The organism is Paenibacillus sp. PK1-4R (genome assembly GCF_030369595.1).
In the GTDB taxonomy this organism is placed as follows: Bacteria; Bacillota; Bacilli; order Paenibacillales; family Paenibacillaceae; genus Paenibacillus.
On the sequence record NZ_CP126535.1, the window covers coordinates 1,212,680 to 1,229,338 of the forward strand.

General features: G+C 47.0%; 15 protein-coding genes. All 15 read left to right on the plus strand.

The window, feature by feature from the left end; all coding sequences use genetic code 11:
- Positions 1 to 88 precede the first annotated feature (88 nt).
- Positions 89 to 1,819, plus strand: coding sequence for a cache domain-containing sensor histidine kinase (locus QNO02_RS05010; RefSeq protein ID WP_289391303.1), 1,731 nt, complete (start codon positions 89 to 91; stop codon positions 1,817 to 1,819).
- Positions 1,816 to 2,880: a response regulator gene (locus tag QNO02_RS05015; RefSeq protein ID WP_091034399.1), complete on the plus strand. Its 1,065-nt coding sequence runs from the start codon at positions 1,816 to 1,818 to the stop codon at positions 2,878 to 2,880. The genes QNO02_RS05010 and QNO02_RS05015 overlap by 4 nt, the downstream gene beginning before the upstream one ends.
- A 269-nt stretch (positions 2,881 to 3,149) precedes the next feature.
- Complete coding sequence (locus QNO02_RS05020) at positions 3,150 to 4,067, plus strand: ABC transporter permease (protein ID WP_047844113.1); 918 nt, start codon at positions 3,150 to 3,152, stop codon at positions 4,065 to 4,067.
- Between the two features lie 14 nt (positions 4,068 to 4,081).
- Positions 4,082 to 4,951, plus strand: a complete 870-nt coding sequence (locus QNO02_RS05025) for a carbohydrate ABC transporter permease (RefSeq protein ID WP_036606256.1) — start codon at positions 4,082 to 4,084, stop codon at positions 4,949 to 4,951.
- Between the two features lie 60 nt (positions 4,952 to 5,011).
- On the plus strand, positions 5,012 to 6,667 hold the full coding sequence (locus tag QNO02_RS05030; RefSeq protein ID WP_289391304.1) for an extracellular solute-binding protein: 1,656 nt from the start codon (positions 5,012 to 5,014) through the stop codon (positions 6,665 to 6,667).
- Between the two features lie 343 nt (positions 6,668 to 7,010).
- Positions 7,011 to 7,457, plus strand: a complete 447-nt coding sequence (locus tag QNO02_RS05035; protein ID WP_036606259.1) for a tellurite resistance TerB family protein — start codon at positions 7,011 to 7,013, stop codon at positions 7,455 to 7,457.
- A gap of 35 nt (positions 7,458 to 7,492) precedes the next feature.
- Positions 7,493 to 8,086 (plus strand): TerD family protein, encoded by a 594-nt coding sequence (locus tag QNO02_RS05040; RefSeq protein WP_062837433.1) that lies wholly within the window; start codon positions 7,493 to 7,495, stop codon positions 8,084 to 8,086.
- A gap of 90 nt (positions 8,087 to 8,176) precedes the next feature.
- Positions 8,177 to 8,752 carry a TerD family protein gene (locus QNO02_RS05045; protein ID WP_091015801.1) on the plus strand — a complete coding sequence of 192 codons (576 nt, stop codon included), beginning with the start codon at positions 8,177 to 8,179 and terminating at the stop codon, positions 8,750 to 8,752.
- Between the two features lie 93 nt (positions 8,753 to 8,845).
- A complete protein-coding gene (locus QNO02_RS05050; protein ID WP_036606267.1) occupies positions 8,846 to 9,427 on the plus strand; it encodes a TerD family protein in 582 nt (193 codons plus the stop codon).
- A gap of 25 nt (positions 9,428 to 9,452) precedes the next feature.
- The gene (locus QNO02_RS05055) at positions 9,453 to 10,709 is read left to right on the plus strand and encodes a TerD family protein (protein WP_289391305.1); all 1,257 of its coding nucleotides are present in this window, start codon (positions 9,453 to 9,455) and stop codon (positions 10,707 to 10,709) included.
- A gap of 191 nt (positions 10,710 to 10,900) precedes the next feature.
- Positions 10,901 to 12,121 (plus strand): HpcH/HpaI aldolase/citrate lyase family protein, encoded by a 1,221-nt coding sequence (locus QNO02_RS05060; RefSeq protein WP_091035150.1) that lies wholly within the window; start codon positions 10,901 to 10,903, stop codon positions 12,119 to 12,121.
- Positions 12,122 to 12,188: 67 nt separating this feature from the next.
- Positions 12,189 to 13,484 carry a phosphoribosyltransferase family protein gene (locus tag QNO02_RS05065; protein ID WP_341131763.1) on the plus strand — a complete coding sequence of 432 codons (1,296 nt, stop codon included), beginning with the start codon at positions 12,189 to 12,191 and terminating at the stop codon, positions 13,482 to 13,484.
- Positions 13,481 to 14,632, plus strand: a complete 1,152-nt coding sequence (locus QNO02_RS05070; RefSeq protein ID WP_289391307.1) for a cysteine protease StiP family protein — start codon at positions 13,481 to 13,483, stop codon at positions 14,630 to 14,632. The genes QNO02_RS05065 and QNO02_RS05070 overlap by 4 nt, the downstream gene beginning before the upstream one ends.
- Positions 14,632 to 15,480, plus strand: coding sequence for an HAD family hydrolase (locus QNO02_RS05075; protein ID WP_289392675.1), 849 nt, complete (start codon positions 14,632 to 14,634; stop codon positions 15,478 to 15,480). Before QNO02_RS05070 ends, QNO02_RS05075 begins: the two co-directional genes overlap by 1 nt.
- The gene (locus tag QNO02_RS05080; protein ID WP_091034385.1) at positions 15,481 to 16,530 is read left to right on the plus strand and encodes an ATP-grasp domain-containing protein; all 1,050 of its coding nucleotides are present in this window, start codon (positions 15,481 to 15,483) and stop codon (positions 16,528 to 16,530) included.
- Positions 16,531 to 16,659 lie beyond the last annotated feature (129 nt).

Here is a 16,659-nt window from a genome sequence, read left to right on the forward strand (position 1 = left end):
GATGAACTTTTGTAAACGCTTTAAATTTAAAACAAAGCTAATCTTGTTTTTATCTACCGCAACGGTCTTAATCTCCGGAATCACAGGATTGATCACCTATCGCATTCATATCGACCTGTTCAATGAAGAGGTCAGTCGCCAGTATAGTCTTACCGCAGAGCAGATTCTTGCACGTCTGGATTCCAGGGTACACGACATGTATAAAGTCACCGATTATATCACACTGAATCCCTCCGTAAAAAATGCCATCAAAGCACAGACCTCCGGCATCTCGTCCTACGATCAGATGAAGCTAGAAGATGAACTGGATGATCAGTTGTATCAGGTAAGGCTGGATGCACCGGAGATCATGGGGCTCCGCATATATGACCTGAAGGAAAACATATTTAATCTCGGCGCCTTTGCTGGCTCATTTCAACAGATGGATCCTTCCTATCTGGCAGAGATGGTTCATAGACTGGAAGGAACGGGCGGCGAATATGGTTGGAATCGTTTGGGGCCGGATGCTTTCTTGCAGGAGGAACAATCCAATTGGATTTTGGCGGGACGATTAATGCGGTCTGTTGATCTGGAGACCTATGGCGTAATGCTAATACTGTTTAACACCTCGTTGTTCGAATCGTATCTCAAAGATCTTCGGCTGAACGAGGAAGTTGCTGTCTACTTGTTTGACGCAGATGGTGAGCTTCTTTATGCATTTCATAATCAGGATGCGGATCCACCACCACTTACCGAGCTAAGCCTAGGGGCGACTGAGATCAGGGACGAGCAGGGAACAACCCAATTGTATACGAAGCAAACGTCAGACAAAGCGGGCTTCACCCTGGTCAGCAAAGTCTCACTCGCTCAGATTCAGAACAAGGGAAAGATCATTGTAAAAGTTGCTGTGTTCTCTGCGGTAGCCAGCATATTATGCTCGTGGTTCATCATTACCGTAATTAGCGGCAGACTGTTGCGTCCACTTGCGAGTCTAGTCAACGCGATGAAAAGAGTGCGTGATGGACAGTTCGATACACGGGTACGGATCGAGACACGGGATGAGCTCGGTTTCATCGGTGAACGATTCAATGCAATGGCTTCCCGGATTGATACGCTTATACATGAAGTGTACGAGCGGGAACTCAGTGAAAAAGAAGCTGAACTCAAAGCTATTCAGGCCCAGCTGAATCCCCATTTTCTGTATAACACCTTGAGCATGTTTTTCTGGAAGTTCTATATGCTTGGCGATGAGAAATCGGCTCGCCTGGTCACTGCCTTGTCCGAGATGCTGCAGTATACGCTGGAACCCGTGCAGCAACTGACGACCGTGCAGGATGAGATGAAGCAAATTGATCATTACCTGCAGATTCAGCAGGCCCGGTATCAGGAAGCTTTGTCAATTGAAATTGCCGTTTCTGCTGAATTGCTTCGCTGTCAGGTGATCCGACTGTTGCTTCAGCCCATCGTGGAGAATGTTTTTGTTCATGCCTTCTCGGACAAAAGGAGCAACCGCCATCTGGAGATTCGTGGCTCACGGCAAAACGGGCATGAAGGAGAGCCGGATCTGCTCATCATTGAAATTTCAGATAACGGCTGCGGCATGCATTCATCGGTCATTGAACGCATTATGACGCCAGTGGCACATGCAGATGAGGAACGTCAGCACATTGGCATGCGGAGTGTACTTCGAAGAATTGAGTTGATACACGGTGAACCCTACGGTGTACAGATCGAGTCGATTGTGGGAGAGGGAACGCTAGTACGTCTTCGTTTGCCTTATCAGATCGGTGAGGACTCATGCCGGGAAATTCAGGTGACTGAGAGGAGTAGGTTCTGTTGAATGGACGTATGCTCGTAGTGGATGATGAAGCATTATTTCGTCAGGGTCTGATTCATCTGGTTCGTAATAACCCCCTCGGGTGGGAGGTCGTTGGGGAAGCGGCCGATGGAGAAGAAGCGATACAGGCTGTACACAGCTGCACACCTGATCTGATCATTACGGACATCAACATGCCTGTGATGGATGGTCTAGATATGGCCGAACGCATACACGAGAGTGGACTGGACATTATGATTATCATTTTGACAGGTTATCGTGAGTTCGAATATGCACAGCGTGCCATCCGGTATGGGGCAATTGAATTTTTGTTAAAGCCGTTCTCGCTCGATGAAGCATGTCAGGTGTTACAAAAGGCACATGAACGATATCGCCGAAAACAGTCCGACATTCGGATCAGGGAACAATACAGCCAGGTGGACCGTACCGAGAGACTGCGAGAGGAACTGACTTCGTTGCTGCTCCACCATCAATTCGGATCGATAATGAATCGGATAGAGATGTTGCTAGAAGAAGCGTCCGGGATGAGCTTGTCACAAGGCAAAGCGGAGATTCATATGCTTATGAAGGTCATGACGGACTTACTGGTACAACAGCTTCAGCCTCAGGAATCCGGTGGTATGGACCCCACTTCCCCAGATCCACTGCTCTGGATTCATACCATACCTGAAGTCATCGCTTGGGCGAGATGCAAGAGCGAAGAGTGGCTGGATATGCTGATGCGGCTAACTCAGGAACAGCAGGATCATGTCGTTACACGAGTTATACAGTATATTGAAATGAACTATTCCAGCACATGCACGTTGCAGGCCGTGGCTGCCCATGTTCATGTGACACCCAACTACTTGAGCCATTTGTTCAAAAAAGAGACAGGACAAGGCTTTAGCCAATATGTCAGCAAGCGCCGAATTGATAAGGCGAAACTGCTGCTGCATAGCACTCGGCAGAGTATGGCAGATATCGCGGAACTGACCGGGTTCGATAACTCCAGTTATTTTACAACCGTATTCAAACAGATGACGGGGGTATCGCCCCGCGAATATCGCAAGCAAGTAGCCAAGTGAAGTGCCCGGTAGCAATCCTCCTTGAACTGCTGCAGGGTCACAATTAAAGAAGCCTTCTCTTAATATCTGTTCGTTTCCAAGGTCAACCCCACCATGTGGGGTTATTTTTGCGTAGAAAATTATAAAAGGATCGTTAAATAACAAATGTTTACGCTTACATTTTTATCTAAAATACAACTATAGTACATCAACAGCAGAGAGGAGTGATGGATGTGAAGGGGGAACTGACCGCAGGTCCGCCGTCTGGATTACAACCGCCGGACAGTGAAATGAAGCATCGGATTCGGCAGCAGCGGCTTCGACGATTCAAGATGAATATTCCGTTAATCTTGATGTTTGTTCCGGTGATTATGTTCTACCTTACCTTTCGTTATGCACCCATCGGAGGGCTGGTCATGGCCTTCAAGGACTACAACTTCTATGATGGGCTGTGGAACAGTCCATGGGTGGGCTTTCAGCATTTTCAGACGCTGTTCAGTGATCCGCGCACGGTGGAGATTATTCGCAACACCTTGTTCCTCAGTCTGTTAAGCATCATTATCGGGTTTCCTATTCCGATCATTCTGGCCATTATGCTGAATGAAGTGCGAAACATGGCCTTTAAGCGAACGGTGCAGACGGTGGTCTATATGCCACACTTCTTTTCCTGGGTCATCATTGCGATGATGATCATGACGGTTTTCTCTTTGGAAAATGGGATCGTCAACCGCTGGGTCGAGGCCTGGACGGGAGCACCTTATCCGTTCATGTACAACAAGGGTTCGTGGGTTGCGGTGTTTGTTGGCTCAGGGATCTGGAAGGACATGGGCTTCAATGCCATCATTTTTCTCGCGGCACTAACGACCATTGATCCGAGCCAATACGAGGCTGCACAGATGGATGGGGCCAGTAAAATGCGCCAGATCTGGCATGTCACCCTTCCGGGTATACGCTCCACCATTATTCTTCTGCTGATTCTTTCGATGGGGCGGGTGATGGAGGTCGGATTCGACCAGGTGTATATGCTTCAGAATTCCAATGTCAATGAGATAGCGGATGTAATCAGTACCTATATCTACCGCACCGGTCTTCAGGGAGCACAGTTCAGCCTGACAACGGCGATGGGATTGTTCGAATCACTGGTTGCATTTATCCTCATTTTCAGTGCAAATTATATCGCGCGTCGATTTAACGAAGGTTTGTGGTAGGGAGGGAGAACAGCATGAGAAAAACCAAAGGAGAAAAAGTCTTTTATCTAATCAATTATGTATTGTTGTCATTGGTTGCCGTCAGCTGTATCCTGCCCTTACTGAACATTGTTGCCTTGTCATTTAGTGATGCGAGAGCGGTTGTTTCAGGTCAAGTGGGGTTATGGCCCGTCGATTTCACCTGGTTCTCCTATCACAGCCTAATTACGGGAACGCCGATTCTAAATGCATTCTGGAACAGTGTGGAGATCACATTGATCGGTACAGGGCTCAGCATGGCGGTGACGATTATGGCGGCATATCCGCTGTCACGTAGACATTTTTATCACCGGCGCTTCTTTACGATGGCGATGGTGTTCACGATGATTTTTAACGGTGGACTCATCCCGACTTATTTGGTCGTGCAAAATCTCGGTCTTGTGAACAGTTACGGCGCCCTTTGGCTACCGGGCCTGGTGAGCACTTACAACATGCTGATTATGCGATCTTATTTTGAAAATCTGCCGGGGGAAGTGGACGAGGCTGCGCGCATCGATGGTTGTGGTGAACTGGGGCTTTTGTTCCGAATCGTGTTGCCATTATCCAAACCTTTGCTGGCGACTATTGCTCTCTTTTACGGCGTGGGTTACTGGAATTCGTTCATGAGCGTGATGATTTATATCAATGATACGTCCAAATACAACATGACCGTGCTCGTCCAAAATATGATTATGTCCAATCTGAATGTACAGGATTTTACCGATCCAACGATGATATCGAATCTGACCCCGGAAGGCATCCGGGCAGCAGCTGTCATTGTGATGGTTATACCCATTTTGGCAGTGTATCCGTTCTTGCAGAAGTACTTCGTTAAAGGGGTCATGCTTGGATCAATTAAAGGTTAAAGCAGGCTGTGGGTTAACCCGCATAGGTTCATATTACAGGAGAGAAAGAGGGTCTTATCTATGGCGTTAACGATGAAGGCATGGATGAAGTCGGGTCTCGTTCTGGGCTTGATCGGTGGTTTGCTGGCGGGATGTACAGGAGGTAACGGTAGCGAACAGGCGGAAGGTGAAGGCAACAGGGGGAGCATCACGTCAACGATCTATGATCGGGGCGCGGTCCCAAGCGGCATGGGTACGATCGAAGATAATATGTGGTCCAAGTGGATTAACGAGAATGGCCCGGCAAATGTAAAATATACAGCAGTTCCCCGCTGGGAATCTCAGTCGAAACTTAACGTATTATTCGCTTCTGGCAGCGCACCAGATATCATTTTTGAATTCGGTACGCCGATCCGTAACACACTGTTTAATCAGAAACAGCTGATGCCGCTGGATGAGTTGATCGAGAACTCGAGTGTGGAATACAAAGCCTTGATGGAGAAATATCCCCAGCTCAAGAAGGCTGGCATCAAAAGCGATGGTAAGCTCTATGAAGTGGGACGTATGAACGAGGTGTTTCCACTAACGAGCTTTTTCATCCGGGAAGATTGGCTGGAAAAGTTGAATCTGGAGGTACCGACCAATGAGGAAGAGATGTTGGCGGTAGCCAAGGCCTTCACGGAGAATGATCCCGATGGAAACGGAGCTAATGATACATATGGCATCGGTGGATTTCAGTTCGGCGATACAGCGGGTCTGTTTCGCTATATGTACAACGCCAACTGGGTGAATGTGGAGGACGGAGAGATGGTAGTTGGTCCCAACAACATGAAAGAAGCCACGGCATTCAAACGTGCATTATATGAAGCAGGTGTGGTCGATAAGGACTTATTGACCGACAAGGACGGGGCCAAGGCGAAGCAGGATTTCCTGAATGGCAAAATCGGTATGTACGCGGCCATGACTTCGGATTATACCGGGTTTGCAGCGAAGGAACTGGATACACTGATGCAGAATGTTCCTGAGGCCAAATTAAAGGTCATCGCTCTGCCAACCACGTCCGTAGGACAGCACACGATGGTGTGGAATAACCCCGTTCAGATGACTGCAGCTGTGAATGCGCGAGCCAAAAATCCGGAAGCAGTTATGCAATATATCGATTTTCTTACCAAAACAGAGTCAGGGCGAACCTTCAAAAATGGATTTGAAAACACGCATTACACGCTGAACGATCAAGGCTGTCCGCGCATCTCTGATCAGGAGAAATACAAGCAGGAGATCAGCTGGGCAGGCGATTACGCCATGTTGTACAGCCGTCTGGAGGAAGGCAAATGCGGGTATACAGAAATGCTGTTCAGCGAAGAGATCCCGTCGCAGAAGGAAGGACTTCGACTATTCAAGGAAGCGCGTGAGGTATACATGACGGATCTTCCGGTAGGAGAGGGTGTTACTCATTCAGAACATATGCCGCAGCTACCCAAGGAGCTTCAGGTGAAGTTGACCAATGTGACAACAGCGATCAACGATATTTTTACCCGTTCCATCATTGGCGGAAGCAAATATACGGTCGAACAGGCAGCTACGGAAGCACAGCAGAAGTGGGAGCAAGGCGGTGGCCCGGAGATTGAAGCATGGTACAAAGACTGGTGGGGCAAGGAAAAGGATAATGTACTAGTCTGGGACGACTTCTATGAAATCTATGAACAACAACAGGCTGATTTTGAAAAAGCAGAGTGAATTCAAGGATTCGAATCATTCATAAGATTTATAATTTTGGTGTTGGTAGAAATAAGCGCTCTGATCCCCTGATCAGAGCCTTTTTATGTTTGGGCTTCATATAGGGGAATATTAGACTGAAAAATGAAGTGAATAGAAAGTTCTCGCATCTCGCTTGAAACTATATCCAGAACGATGCGTATCATAAGGTATTAATTGTTTTTTAATGTAGAATATTGCCGTATTTCAGAGTATAGTTAAGGAATAATTTAACTTATATTCAACATGATGTAGACATGAAAGTTACTGAAAAATCTTGAAAATAATGTACGGAACACCAGGTTGAAACTATTGGAGGTTGAGTATGAGTTCATTTAAAAGCTGGTTAAATTCAACAAAACAAGGACTTGAAGAGCAAGTCAAAAAGTTTAAAAATAAAGATTTTATGGATGCCGTGGTTGCAGGGTGTGCACTGGTTGCTTTTGCAGATGGTTCCATTGACGAAGCGGAAAAGAACAAGATGGCCGGTTATATCAACCTGAGTCAGGAATTGAAAGTATTTGATATGGCTGAAGTGATTACACGTTTTAATCATTATGTCGCGAACTTTGAGTTCTCTCCAGAGATCGGGAAGCAGGAAGCGCTGAAAGCCATTGGGAAATTCAAAGCCAAGCCGGATGTAGGACGCGTTATTGTGGGCGTATGCAGTGCGATTGGTTCAGCTGATGGCAACTTTGATGATCAGGAGAAAAGAGTTGTTGCCGAGATATGCATCGTACTTGGACTGAACCCGAGTGAATTCAATCTCTAAGTAGCTATTTTACATATGAAGGGAGGTGAAAATCAGTGGCAAGCATTAATTTGGTCAAAGGACAGAAAATTGATTTAACCAAAGGCAATGCAGGACTTACTGAGGTGATTGCTGGTCTCGGTTGGGACCCGGTAACTGCCAAAGGTTTCTTTGGAAGAAAAAAACAAGCGGATATCGATTGTGATGCATCGGCGATCATGTTGAATGAGGAAGGCAAGTTGGTCAAGGATTCCAACCTGGTTTGCTTCCACAACAAGCAAAGTGCATGTCGTTCGGTTATCCATTCAGGTGACAATCTAACAGGACAGGGAGACGGTGACGACGAACAGATCAAAATGGATCTGTCCCGTATTCCTGCTGATGTTCATAAAGTATTAATCGTTGTTAATATCTACGATTGTGTCAATCGCAAGCAAGATTTTGGCATGATTGAGAAGGCTTATATTCGTATTCTGGATGGTAAAAATTCCAGTGAGCTCGTGAAGTTCAATCTATCCGATAACTACACAGGTTCAACAGCGTTGATCTGTGGTGAATTGTATCGTCATGGAGGCGAATGGAAATTCTCGGCAATTGGAGAGGGTTCCCATGCGGTACATATCAACGAACTCGCTCGCAGGTACTCCTAAGTACAAGATTTAACCTAAATCGACAATAATCCTGATATTCATATGTCACGATAACTACAATACACTCAAATAAGCGAGGATGATCATACGATGGCAATTAATCTTTCTAAAGGTCAAAAAATCGATCTGACTAAAACGAACCCAGGTTTGACAAAAATCACAGTAGGTTTGGGCTGGGATACCAATAAGTATGATGGCGGAAAAGACTTTGACCTGGATGTATCGGTATTCTGTGCCAATGCAAACGGTAAAGTAGAAGGCGAGAAAAACTTCATCTTCTTCAACAATCCACAAAATGAAAATGGTTCTGTTGTTCACACCGGTGACAACCGTACAGGAGATGGCGATGGTGATGATGAGCAGATCAATATCGACCTGCCTAACGTACCCGCAAATGTAGAGAAAATTGCATTCTCTATTACGATCTACGAAGCTACAGAACGTAGCCAGAACTTCGGACAAGTCTCCCGTGCTTATGTGCGAATCGTCAATGAAGCAAACAACGAAGAACTGATTCGTTTCGACCTGGGAGAAGACTTCTCCATTGAAACGGGTGTAGTTGTTGGTGAATTGTATCGTCATAACGGTGAGTGGAAGTTCAGTGCCATTGGTAGTGGTTACCAGGATGGATTGGTTGGATTGACACGCGATTACGGTTTGCAATAGGACGTACAGAACGACTTACAGGATGGGAAGAACCGTCTCCTGGACGGTTCTCCTTTTCATTTAATCACATATTTTGGAAAGGTGGAAAAACAAATGACGATCAGTCTTGCCAAAGGACAACGTATTGACCTGACTAAGACGAATCCGGGCCTTACCCGTGTGGTAGTTGGTTTAGGTTGGGACACAAACAAATATAGTGGTGGAGTCGATTTTGACCTGGACGCTTCGGCTTTTTTGTTGTACGAAGATGGAAAAGCCAAAGGTACGGATGACTTTGTTTTTTACAACAATCCAAGCGGCGGTGCGGGTTCAGTGACACATACCGGTGATAATCGTACGGGTGAGGGTGACGGCGATGATGAGCAAGTTGTCGTTGATTTTAGCAAAATCCCTGCGCACATTCACCGGATCGGAATTACGGTAACGATCTACGATGGAGATGGACGAGGGCAGAATTTTGGACAAGTCTCCAACGCTTTTGTTCGTGTTGTAGATGCTGCAAGTGATCGGGAAGTACTTCGGTTCGACCTCGGAGAAGACTACTCTACAGAAACAGCTGTGGTGTTCTGTGAGTTTTACCGTGCAGGTGCGGACTGGAAATTCCAGGCGGTCGGCAGCGGCTTCACAGGTGGACTATCTGCTTTATGCAAAAATTACGGACTGGATGCACAATAACTTGGCATAGAAAGGTGAGTCTGCTATGGCAATTTCTGTCGTGAAAGGCCAGAAGAGTGATCTGACCAAAACCAATCCGGGCTTGTCCCGTCTAACGGTAGGCATTGGTTGGGAGGCAGCCTCGGGTGTGGAGCTGGACACATCAGCATTCCTTCTGGGTTCAGACAATAAAGTGGCTGGAGATGAGGATTTTATCTTTTATAATCAGCCCTCTACCTCGTTCATCACGTATATGGATGGTGGACAGGTTGGTGGCGAGAAGAAACAATTCGCCATTGATCTTGGCAAAATCCCTGCCCGAATTGAGAAAATCGCCTTCAGTCTGACGATTCATGATGGTGAAGCACGACGCCATCATTTTGGACAGGTTCAGCATGGTTTTCTACGGTTTGCCAATGCAGCTACAGGTCAGGAAGTGATGAGATATGATCTGGGAAGCGGTTTTACAGTGGAGACCGCGATTGTCATCGGTGAATTGTATCGTCATAACGGAGAATGGAAGTTCAATGCGATAGGGTCGGGTTTTGCAGGTGGTTTGGATGCACTCTGCGCTAACTTTGGTGTGGATGTGGATGGTGGATCGGACCCTGCACCAACGACTTCAACCGTTCCTCCGACAGCTGTACCGACTCCACCACCCCCGGCGCCCGCATCAGAACCGACGCCTTCTCCTGTGAATTCGATCAATTTCAGCAAAATTGAATTGAAGAAGAAGGGGGACACCATTAACCTCAAGAAAAATGCGGGGGGACTTGGTGAAATCCTGATTAACCTCAACTGGAATCAACAGGGTAGCAAAGGGTTATTTGGTCGCAGCAAGAGTGTGGATCTGGACTTGGGCTGCCTGTTCGAGATGAAGGATGGTACACGAGATGTGATTCAGGCCTTGGGACAAACGTTTGGCTCACTGAACCGTTTCCCTTATATTGCACTGGATGGGGATGACCGGACGGGATCGGTTAAGACGGGAGAGAATCTGCGGATTAATGGTGCCCGTATCTCGGAAATTGAGCGCATTTTGGTATTCACCTATATTTATGGTGGTGTGGCCAACTGGTCTCAAGTAGACGGTGTGGTAACCATCCAGCAGAAGGACGGCCCGGATATCATTGTCCGAATGAATGAATATGGGAGCCCGCTTGGCATGTGTGGTATCGCGATGTTACGCAATGTGAACAATGAGACATTCAGTATTGAACGAATCGTGCAGTTCTATAATGGGCATCAGGCGTTGGACGAGGCTCATGATTGGGGAATGCAGTGGGTTGCGGGAAGAAAGTAATCATTTGTATTTATTCAATATATAAACGCTGTATCGGTCAGCACCATTGCAAGGATACTGTTGACCAACGTTATCCTCGATAATAGACCATCAATCCCTCCAGACTAAGGAGGGATTGGTTTTTATGCCCCGACAGCTGGAATCAACTATTGCAGATTGGCTATTGCCAAAGGTGCGAGGAGGAGACAATCCTGAAATATTTTAACTTTTTGAGTCTGGAAGAAGAAGATACTTTATTTTTCTCTTCACCCGTCTCGTTCAATCACCGGACATCCAAAGATCTACTGGCATATGCTGTTGGGGCTGCTTTATATATGCCCGCGACGCGCACACATATCGCGGACGACATTATGAATGGTAAACATGAAGGTCTGACGACCATTATTATTGATCTGGAGGACGCTGTGGGTGACGACCAAGTAGAGTTTGCCGAGCAGTGTCTGGTACAGCATCTAACTCAACTGATGACTTATATGGAGACAGGCATGCTGAGTCAGGATCAAATGCCTCTTCTGTTTGCTCGTGTACGTTCACCACAACAGTTGGAACGTCTCATTGATACGTTGGGAGAACTGGTGTCCATGCTGACAGGCGTGGCATTGCCCAAGTTTTGCGTGGACAATGGAAGAGCTTATTTTGACCAGATCCGCAAGTATAATCAACGGAAACCGGATCATTATCCCGTTCTCTATGGAATGCCTATATTGGAAACGGCTTCAATTATATATCGGGAGACACGTTGGGAGACCTTACTGGGTCTTCGAAACATCCTCGATGAAAATGTTGAATATGTACTCAATGTACGCATTGGCGCGACCGATTTCTCCAGCCTTTTTGGACTACGCCGAAGCCCGGAATTGACCATATACGATATCGCCACGATCCGTGACTGCATCTCCGATATTATCAATCTGTTTGGACGAATGGACAAGCCGTATGTGATCTCGGGTCCTGTCTGGGAATATTTCAGTCAGCGGGAGCGCGTGTTCAAACCTCAATTACGACAGACTCCATTCGAAGAAACCCTTGGCAAATCAGGGCTGCATCTGAGAATGAAATATATTACGAACACAATGGATGGATTGATGCGTGAAGTCATGATGGACAAGGAAAATGGAATTGTAGGCAAAACGATCATTCATCCTTCTCATATTAAGCCCGTACAAGCGATGTACGTTGTTACACATGAGGAATATTCCGATGCACAAGACATCATCGCCCGTAATGACGGTAGCCTGGGTGTGTTCAAAAGTAATTACTATAACAAAATGAATGAGATTAAACCACACTTGAGCTGGGCGAATCGAATTCTAATCCGATCACAAATATATGGGGTGTTACATGAACAGCAGCATTTTGTCGGGCTCTTGCCCAAGCACGAGCAACAACATAACTACGTTCCCAATTCTTGATCAATTCAGTCTGAACGTTCAGGTTACACATAACCCGCTGCAACTTCCACTAGAATCTCTATTTTCCATGGCCGCACGAATCAATAAGAAACGTTCATTTCTGTTTGTAAGCAGACTGCTGGGCAAGCACATCCCGGTTAACCCGTATACCTCGCTTCTGAGCGGCGCGGCATTGGCTGTTCTGTTATATGAGCACCTGACTGAAAAGACGGAAGAGACGAAAGTTCAGATCACCGAGTGGAAACGGGAAATGGTCGAAGGATTGATTGATCCCAAGCAAGCCCGGCAAGTGTACAACATGCTGTTGCAAGAAAGCTTGAGTTTGCCGGAAATAATTCGTTTTGTTGGTTTTGCCGAGACCGCTACAGCGCTGGGCCACAGCATGTATGAGATGTTTGCTGATCAAGCTTCCTATATTCACACTACTCGCGAATATGTTCCAGCGATGCATCCAGATATTCAATTTGAAGAAGAACATTCCCACGCGATGGCTCATCGTTGTTATGCGCTGGATCATGAAGCCTTTGCAGGAGAGGGCCCGATTGTTCTGGTGGATGACGAGATTACGACCGGTAAAACCACGTTGAATATCATTCGGGATATTCAGGCCAGATATCCACGGAAGCAATATGTGATTGCTTCACTGTTGGACTGGCGTACGGAAGCGGACGAGAATCGATTTGCCGAGCTGGAAGCTGAACTGGGAATTACCATTACACCGTTAAGCCTGTTGAAGGGCCGCATTGAAGTGGTGGGTACTCCACAGTTGGAACCAACACAGCAAGATGAGCAGCTATCTCATCCTGCCGTAACGCTTCAGACTTCTATCGTTGCAGATGCCTTCCATCAGCTTCATGCCACTTCGGAGGATGGTGAAGGTAAACGTAGCACAGCCAGCTATGTCCAGCATACTGGCAGGTTTGGTATGCAATCCCGACATAATGGCGTATTACGTCAGGAGATTAGCCGGATCGCAGAACGACTTCGCTCGCAGCGTGAGGGAGAACGGACGTTGGTGATGGGAACAGGGGAGTTCATGTACATTCCAATGCGTGTTGCTGCCGAGATGGGAGAAGGCGTGTTGTATCAATCGACTACCCGCAGTCCAATCCATACACATCCGGCTCCAGGATATGCTGTTCGTAGTGGTGCCGGATATGCCTCACCGGAAGACGCATCCGTTCGTAACTTTATCTATAACATCGCCCCGGGACAATATGATGAGATTTTTGTTCTGCTGGAGAGACAGATGTCCGAAGAACGAATGGAACCGATGGTGAAGGCACTGGAGCAGTTGGGATGCGGACACATTCATATTGTGTATTGCGGCTTGCCAGAGAAGACAGGGGACAACGAGCAATGAACTTAACTACACTGGAGCTAATCAGACAACGTGAGATTCAGTCTCCCGAACCGATGGGCAGTTATGCTGCATCGGACGTTGTTTTCCTACTGAAGGATATCAGCCATGTGGATCTGGAAAAGGGAACGGGTGAACGGGAGCAAGCGATCCAATCCGGGGTTCATTATTCGGAGATGCTGCCCGTGGAATATCAGCCCACAAAAGAATACATCGAGCTGTTCCATCAGACGCTGGAACAATCCGCTGCAAGAATCGCTCGTCATACCGCCATTGTGGCTGAGAAGATTGTAGAGCGCAGGGGACTGAATCTGGTGCTGGTATCTCTGGCTCGAGCCGGAACACCTGTAGGCATCCTGATCAAGCGTTATATTGAATTGAAATACAAGGTGACGATTCCGCATTATAGCATTTCAATTATTCGTGGCAAGGGTATGGACGAGAACGCAATTTTATATATTTTACAGCAGCATGGTCTGGAAACAGCCATTCAATTTGTAGACGGTTGGACAGGCAAAGGGGCTATTCGCAAAGTGCTGAAAGAGTCCTGTGACCAAATGGAACGGACTTATGGTGTAAGCCTCGATGATGATCTTGCCGTGTTGGCCGATCCGGGGCAATGCTCAGGCACCTTTGGGACGAGGGAAGATTATCTCATTCCTAGCGCTTGTCTGAATTCCACTGTCTCTGGACTGGTGAGCCGCACAGTACTTCGCGATGATCTGATTGGGCCGGCAGATTTTCACGGGGCCAAATGGTATCGTGAATGGTCCTCTGCGGATGTGTCGACCCAATACGTGGATACTATTGCTCAGCATTTTCAGCAAATGATAGATCTAGCGGAGATTCAAACGGAGGACAATGCTACTGGTACTTCGGAAATTACCTGGAAAGGCTGGCAGGATATCGAGGCCATCCAGCAATCCTTTGGCATTGCGAACATCAATCTGATCAAACCTGGAATCGGAGAAACAACCCGGGTGTTATTGCGTCGGGTCCCCTGGAAGATTCTTGTGGACCGTCTGGATAATCCGGATTTGCAACATATCATGATGCTCGCCAGAGACAGAAATGTGCCGGTTGAGGTATATCCGGGATTAACCTATTCCTGTTGCGGCATTATTCAATCCTTGGGAGGTGGAGGAGAATGATGATCTACGCAAGTGATCTGGACCAGACGCTGGTGTACTCCCGTCGTGCGCTCCGTATTCCCGAAGATACACCGGGACTTGTTCCCGCAGAGTGGATTAACGGCAAGTTGTCCGCTTTTATGTCAGCATATGCACTGGAGCGGTTGCAGTCTTTGCCACAAGACATTGTATTTATGCCTGTGACGACACGTACTGTGGAGCAGTACCGGCGCATTCATATTTTTCAGAGCGAATGTATTCCGAAATATGCGGTGACGAGTAATGGTGGCAACATTATTGTTGACGGTCAGGTAGACGATGAATGGAATCTGCATATTCGTTCTTTGCTTCGTCAGCAGGCAGCTGCTCCCGAAGAGATCCTGGATTTATTTGACGATGTGCTGAGTCCAGAATGGGTGATTAACCAGCGATTGTGTGATGAGCTGTTCTTTGCATTGCTGATCGAACGTGACAAGCTTCCAATGGAGCGTATTGCGGAAAAGATTCGGGTGTTAGAGACGCTGGGATGGGAGAGTTCGATTCAAGGTCGGAAGCTCTATCTGGTGCCTTCGGCCGTGAACAAACGAGCTGCAGTGGAGCATATTAGGCAACGCATTGGCGATGTGCCTGTAATTGCTTCGGGCGATTCCTTGCTGGATCGCTGTTTGCTGGACTTTGCGCAGCATGCTATTGCTCCGTCCCACGGAGAGTTACATGTGGAGAGACAGCGTGTACCTGAGCAAGTACCGTATCAATTTACGAAACAATTCGGTGCTTTTGCAGCAGATGAGATTCTCGATTACGTCCACCGTATTCATAACGATCAACAGACCCAGATAGACCATGCCGAGATAAGGGAGACCGTATAAATGAAAAAAATGAAGATTTACTTCAACCGTTGGTTCTCTGTAACGTATCATTATATGAATGCGATTCGGGACAATGAGGACGGCATGGAATTTGAGATCTACGGTACTCATCCTGATCCGGGACACATGGCATTACAGGGCTGTGATGTTGCGGAAGTTGAACCGCGTGTAACGGGCCGGGAATATGTTGATTTTTGCCTCGACTTTTGCCGTCGTCATCAGATTGATGTGTTTATTCCACGCTGGAACATGCTGGACATCAGCAGACATATCTCCCTGTTCGAAGAGATCGGTACACGGGTTATCGTATGCTCGGACACGGAATTGCTGGAACAATTGATGGAGAAAGACCGGTTCTATGAATCGGTGCGTGAGAAAGGCATTATGGAGATTCCGGATTATTTCACGGTCAGTAATGCTGCACAATTCCAGCATGCCTATGAGGCGCTGCGTGCACGTGGACATGATGTATGCTTCAAACCATGTAATGGTGAGGGCGGCATGGGATTCCGGGTGATCAACAATGAGCGTGATCCGTTGCAGGAGTTGTTCGGATACGCGCTTAACTCCATTTCGTATGAAGATGCCCTGCGTGCGTTCTCTTCTGCTCCGTCCTTTCCCAACGTCATGGTGATGGAGGTACTGGAAGGATATGAATACAGCATTGATTGTCTTTCGGACCGCAATGGGAAACTATTAACGGCTATTCCACGTAGAAAAGAAAGAGGACGTTTGCGTTTGCTTGAAGAAAACGAGGAATTGCTGGCGATTGCCCGCAATGTGGCAGAGGTATATCGGATTCCTTATAATTTTAATATTCAGATGAAATATCGCAAGGATACACCGAAGCTGCTGGAGATCAATCCGCGTATGTCGGGTGGGTTGCACATGTCTTGTCTGTCCGGTGTAAACTTCCCTTATCTGGCGGTCAAGTCGGCACTTGGCCATGATATTGGACCACTTCATCCGAAATTTGGCATACTGGGAAGTCATATCGAACAGCCATTTATAATCGACGTTCAGAAGGTAAGCGGAGTACACCACGTCTAGCTGAGAATTTTCCTCAACATTGACACCTTCTGGATGGTTTTTTTACAATACGGATGAGAGGTTATTCAAAAAGTCCATCTTCTCGGTACTGAAAACCAGACTTTTTGAATATGCACTGTATGTGTTGTT

Bases quoted from the DNA above. Each gene is read 5' to 3' on its own strand.
- QNO02_RS05070 (WP_289391307.1), top strand. From the start codon at position 13,481: ATGAACTTAACTACACTGGAGCTAATCAGACAACGTGAGATTCAGTCT.
- QNO02_RS05025 (WP_036606256.1), top strand. From the start codon at position 4,082: ATGAGAAAAACCAAAGGAGAAAAAGTCTTTTATCTAATCAATTATGTA.
- QNO02_RS05055 (WP_289391305.1), top strand. From the start codon at position 9,453: ATGGCAATTTCTGTCGTGAAAGGCCAGAAGAGTGATCTGACCAAAACC.
- QNO02_RS05020 (WP_047844113.1), top strand. From the start codon at position 3,150: ATGAAGCATCGGATTCGGCAGCAGCGGCTTCGACGATTCAAGATGAAT.
- QNO02_RS05045 (WP_091015801.1), top strand. From the start codon at position 8,177: ATGGCAATTAATCTTTCTAAAGGTCAAAAAATCGATCTGACTAAAACG.
- QNO02_RS05075 (WP_289392675.1), top strand. From the start codon at position 14,632: ATGATCTACGCAAGTGATCTGGACCAGACGCTGGTGTACTCCCGTCGT.
- QNO02_RS05035 (WP_036606259.1), top strand. From the start codon at position 7,011: ATGAGTTCATTTAAAAGCTGGTTAAATTCAACAAAACAAGGACTTGAA.
- QNO02_RS05065 (WP_341131763.1), top strand. From the start codon at position 12,189: ATGGCCGCACGAATCAATAAGAAACGTTCATTTCTGTTTGTAAGCAGA.
- QNO02_RS05050 (WP_036606267.1), top strand. From the start codon at position 8,846: ATGACGATCAGTCTTGCCAAAGGACAACGTATTGACCTGACTAAGACG.
- QNO02_RS05080 (WP_091034385.1), top strand. From the start codon at position 15,481: ATGAAAAAAATGAAGATTTACTTCAACCGTTGGTTCTCTGTAACGTAT.
- QNO02_RS05030 (WP_289391304.1), top strand. From the start codon at position 5,012: ATGGCGTTAACGATGAAGGCATGGATGAAGTCGGGTCTCGTTCTGGGC.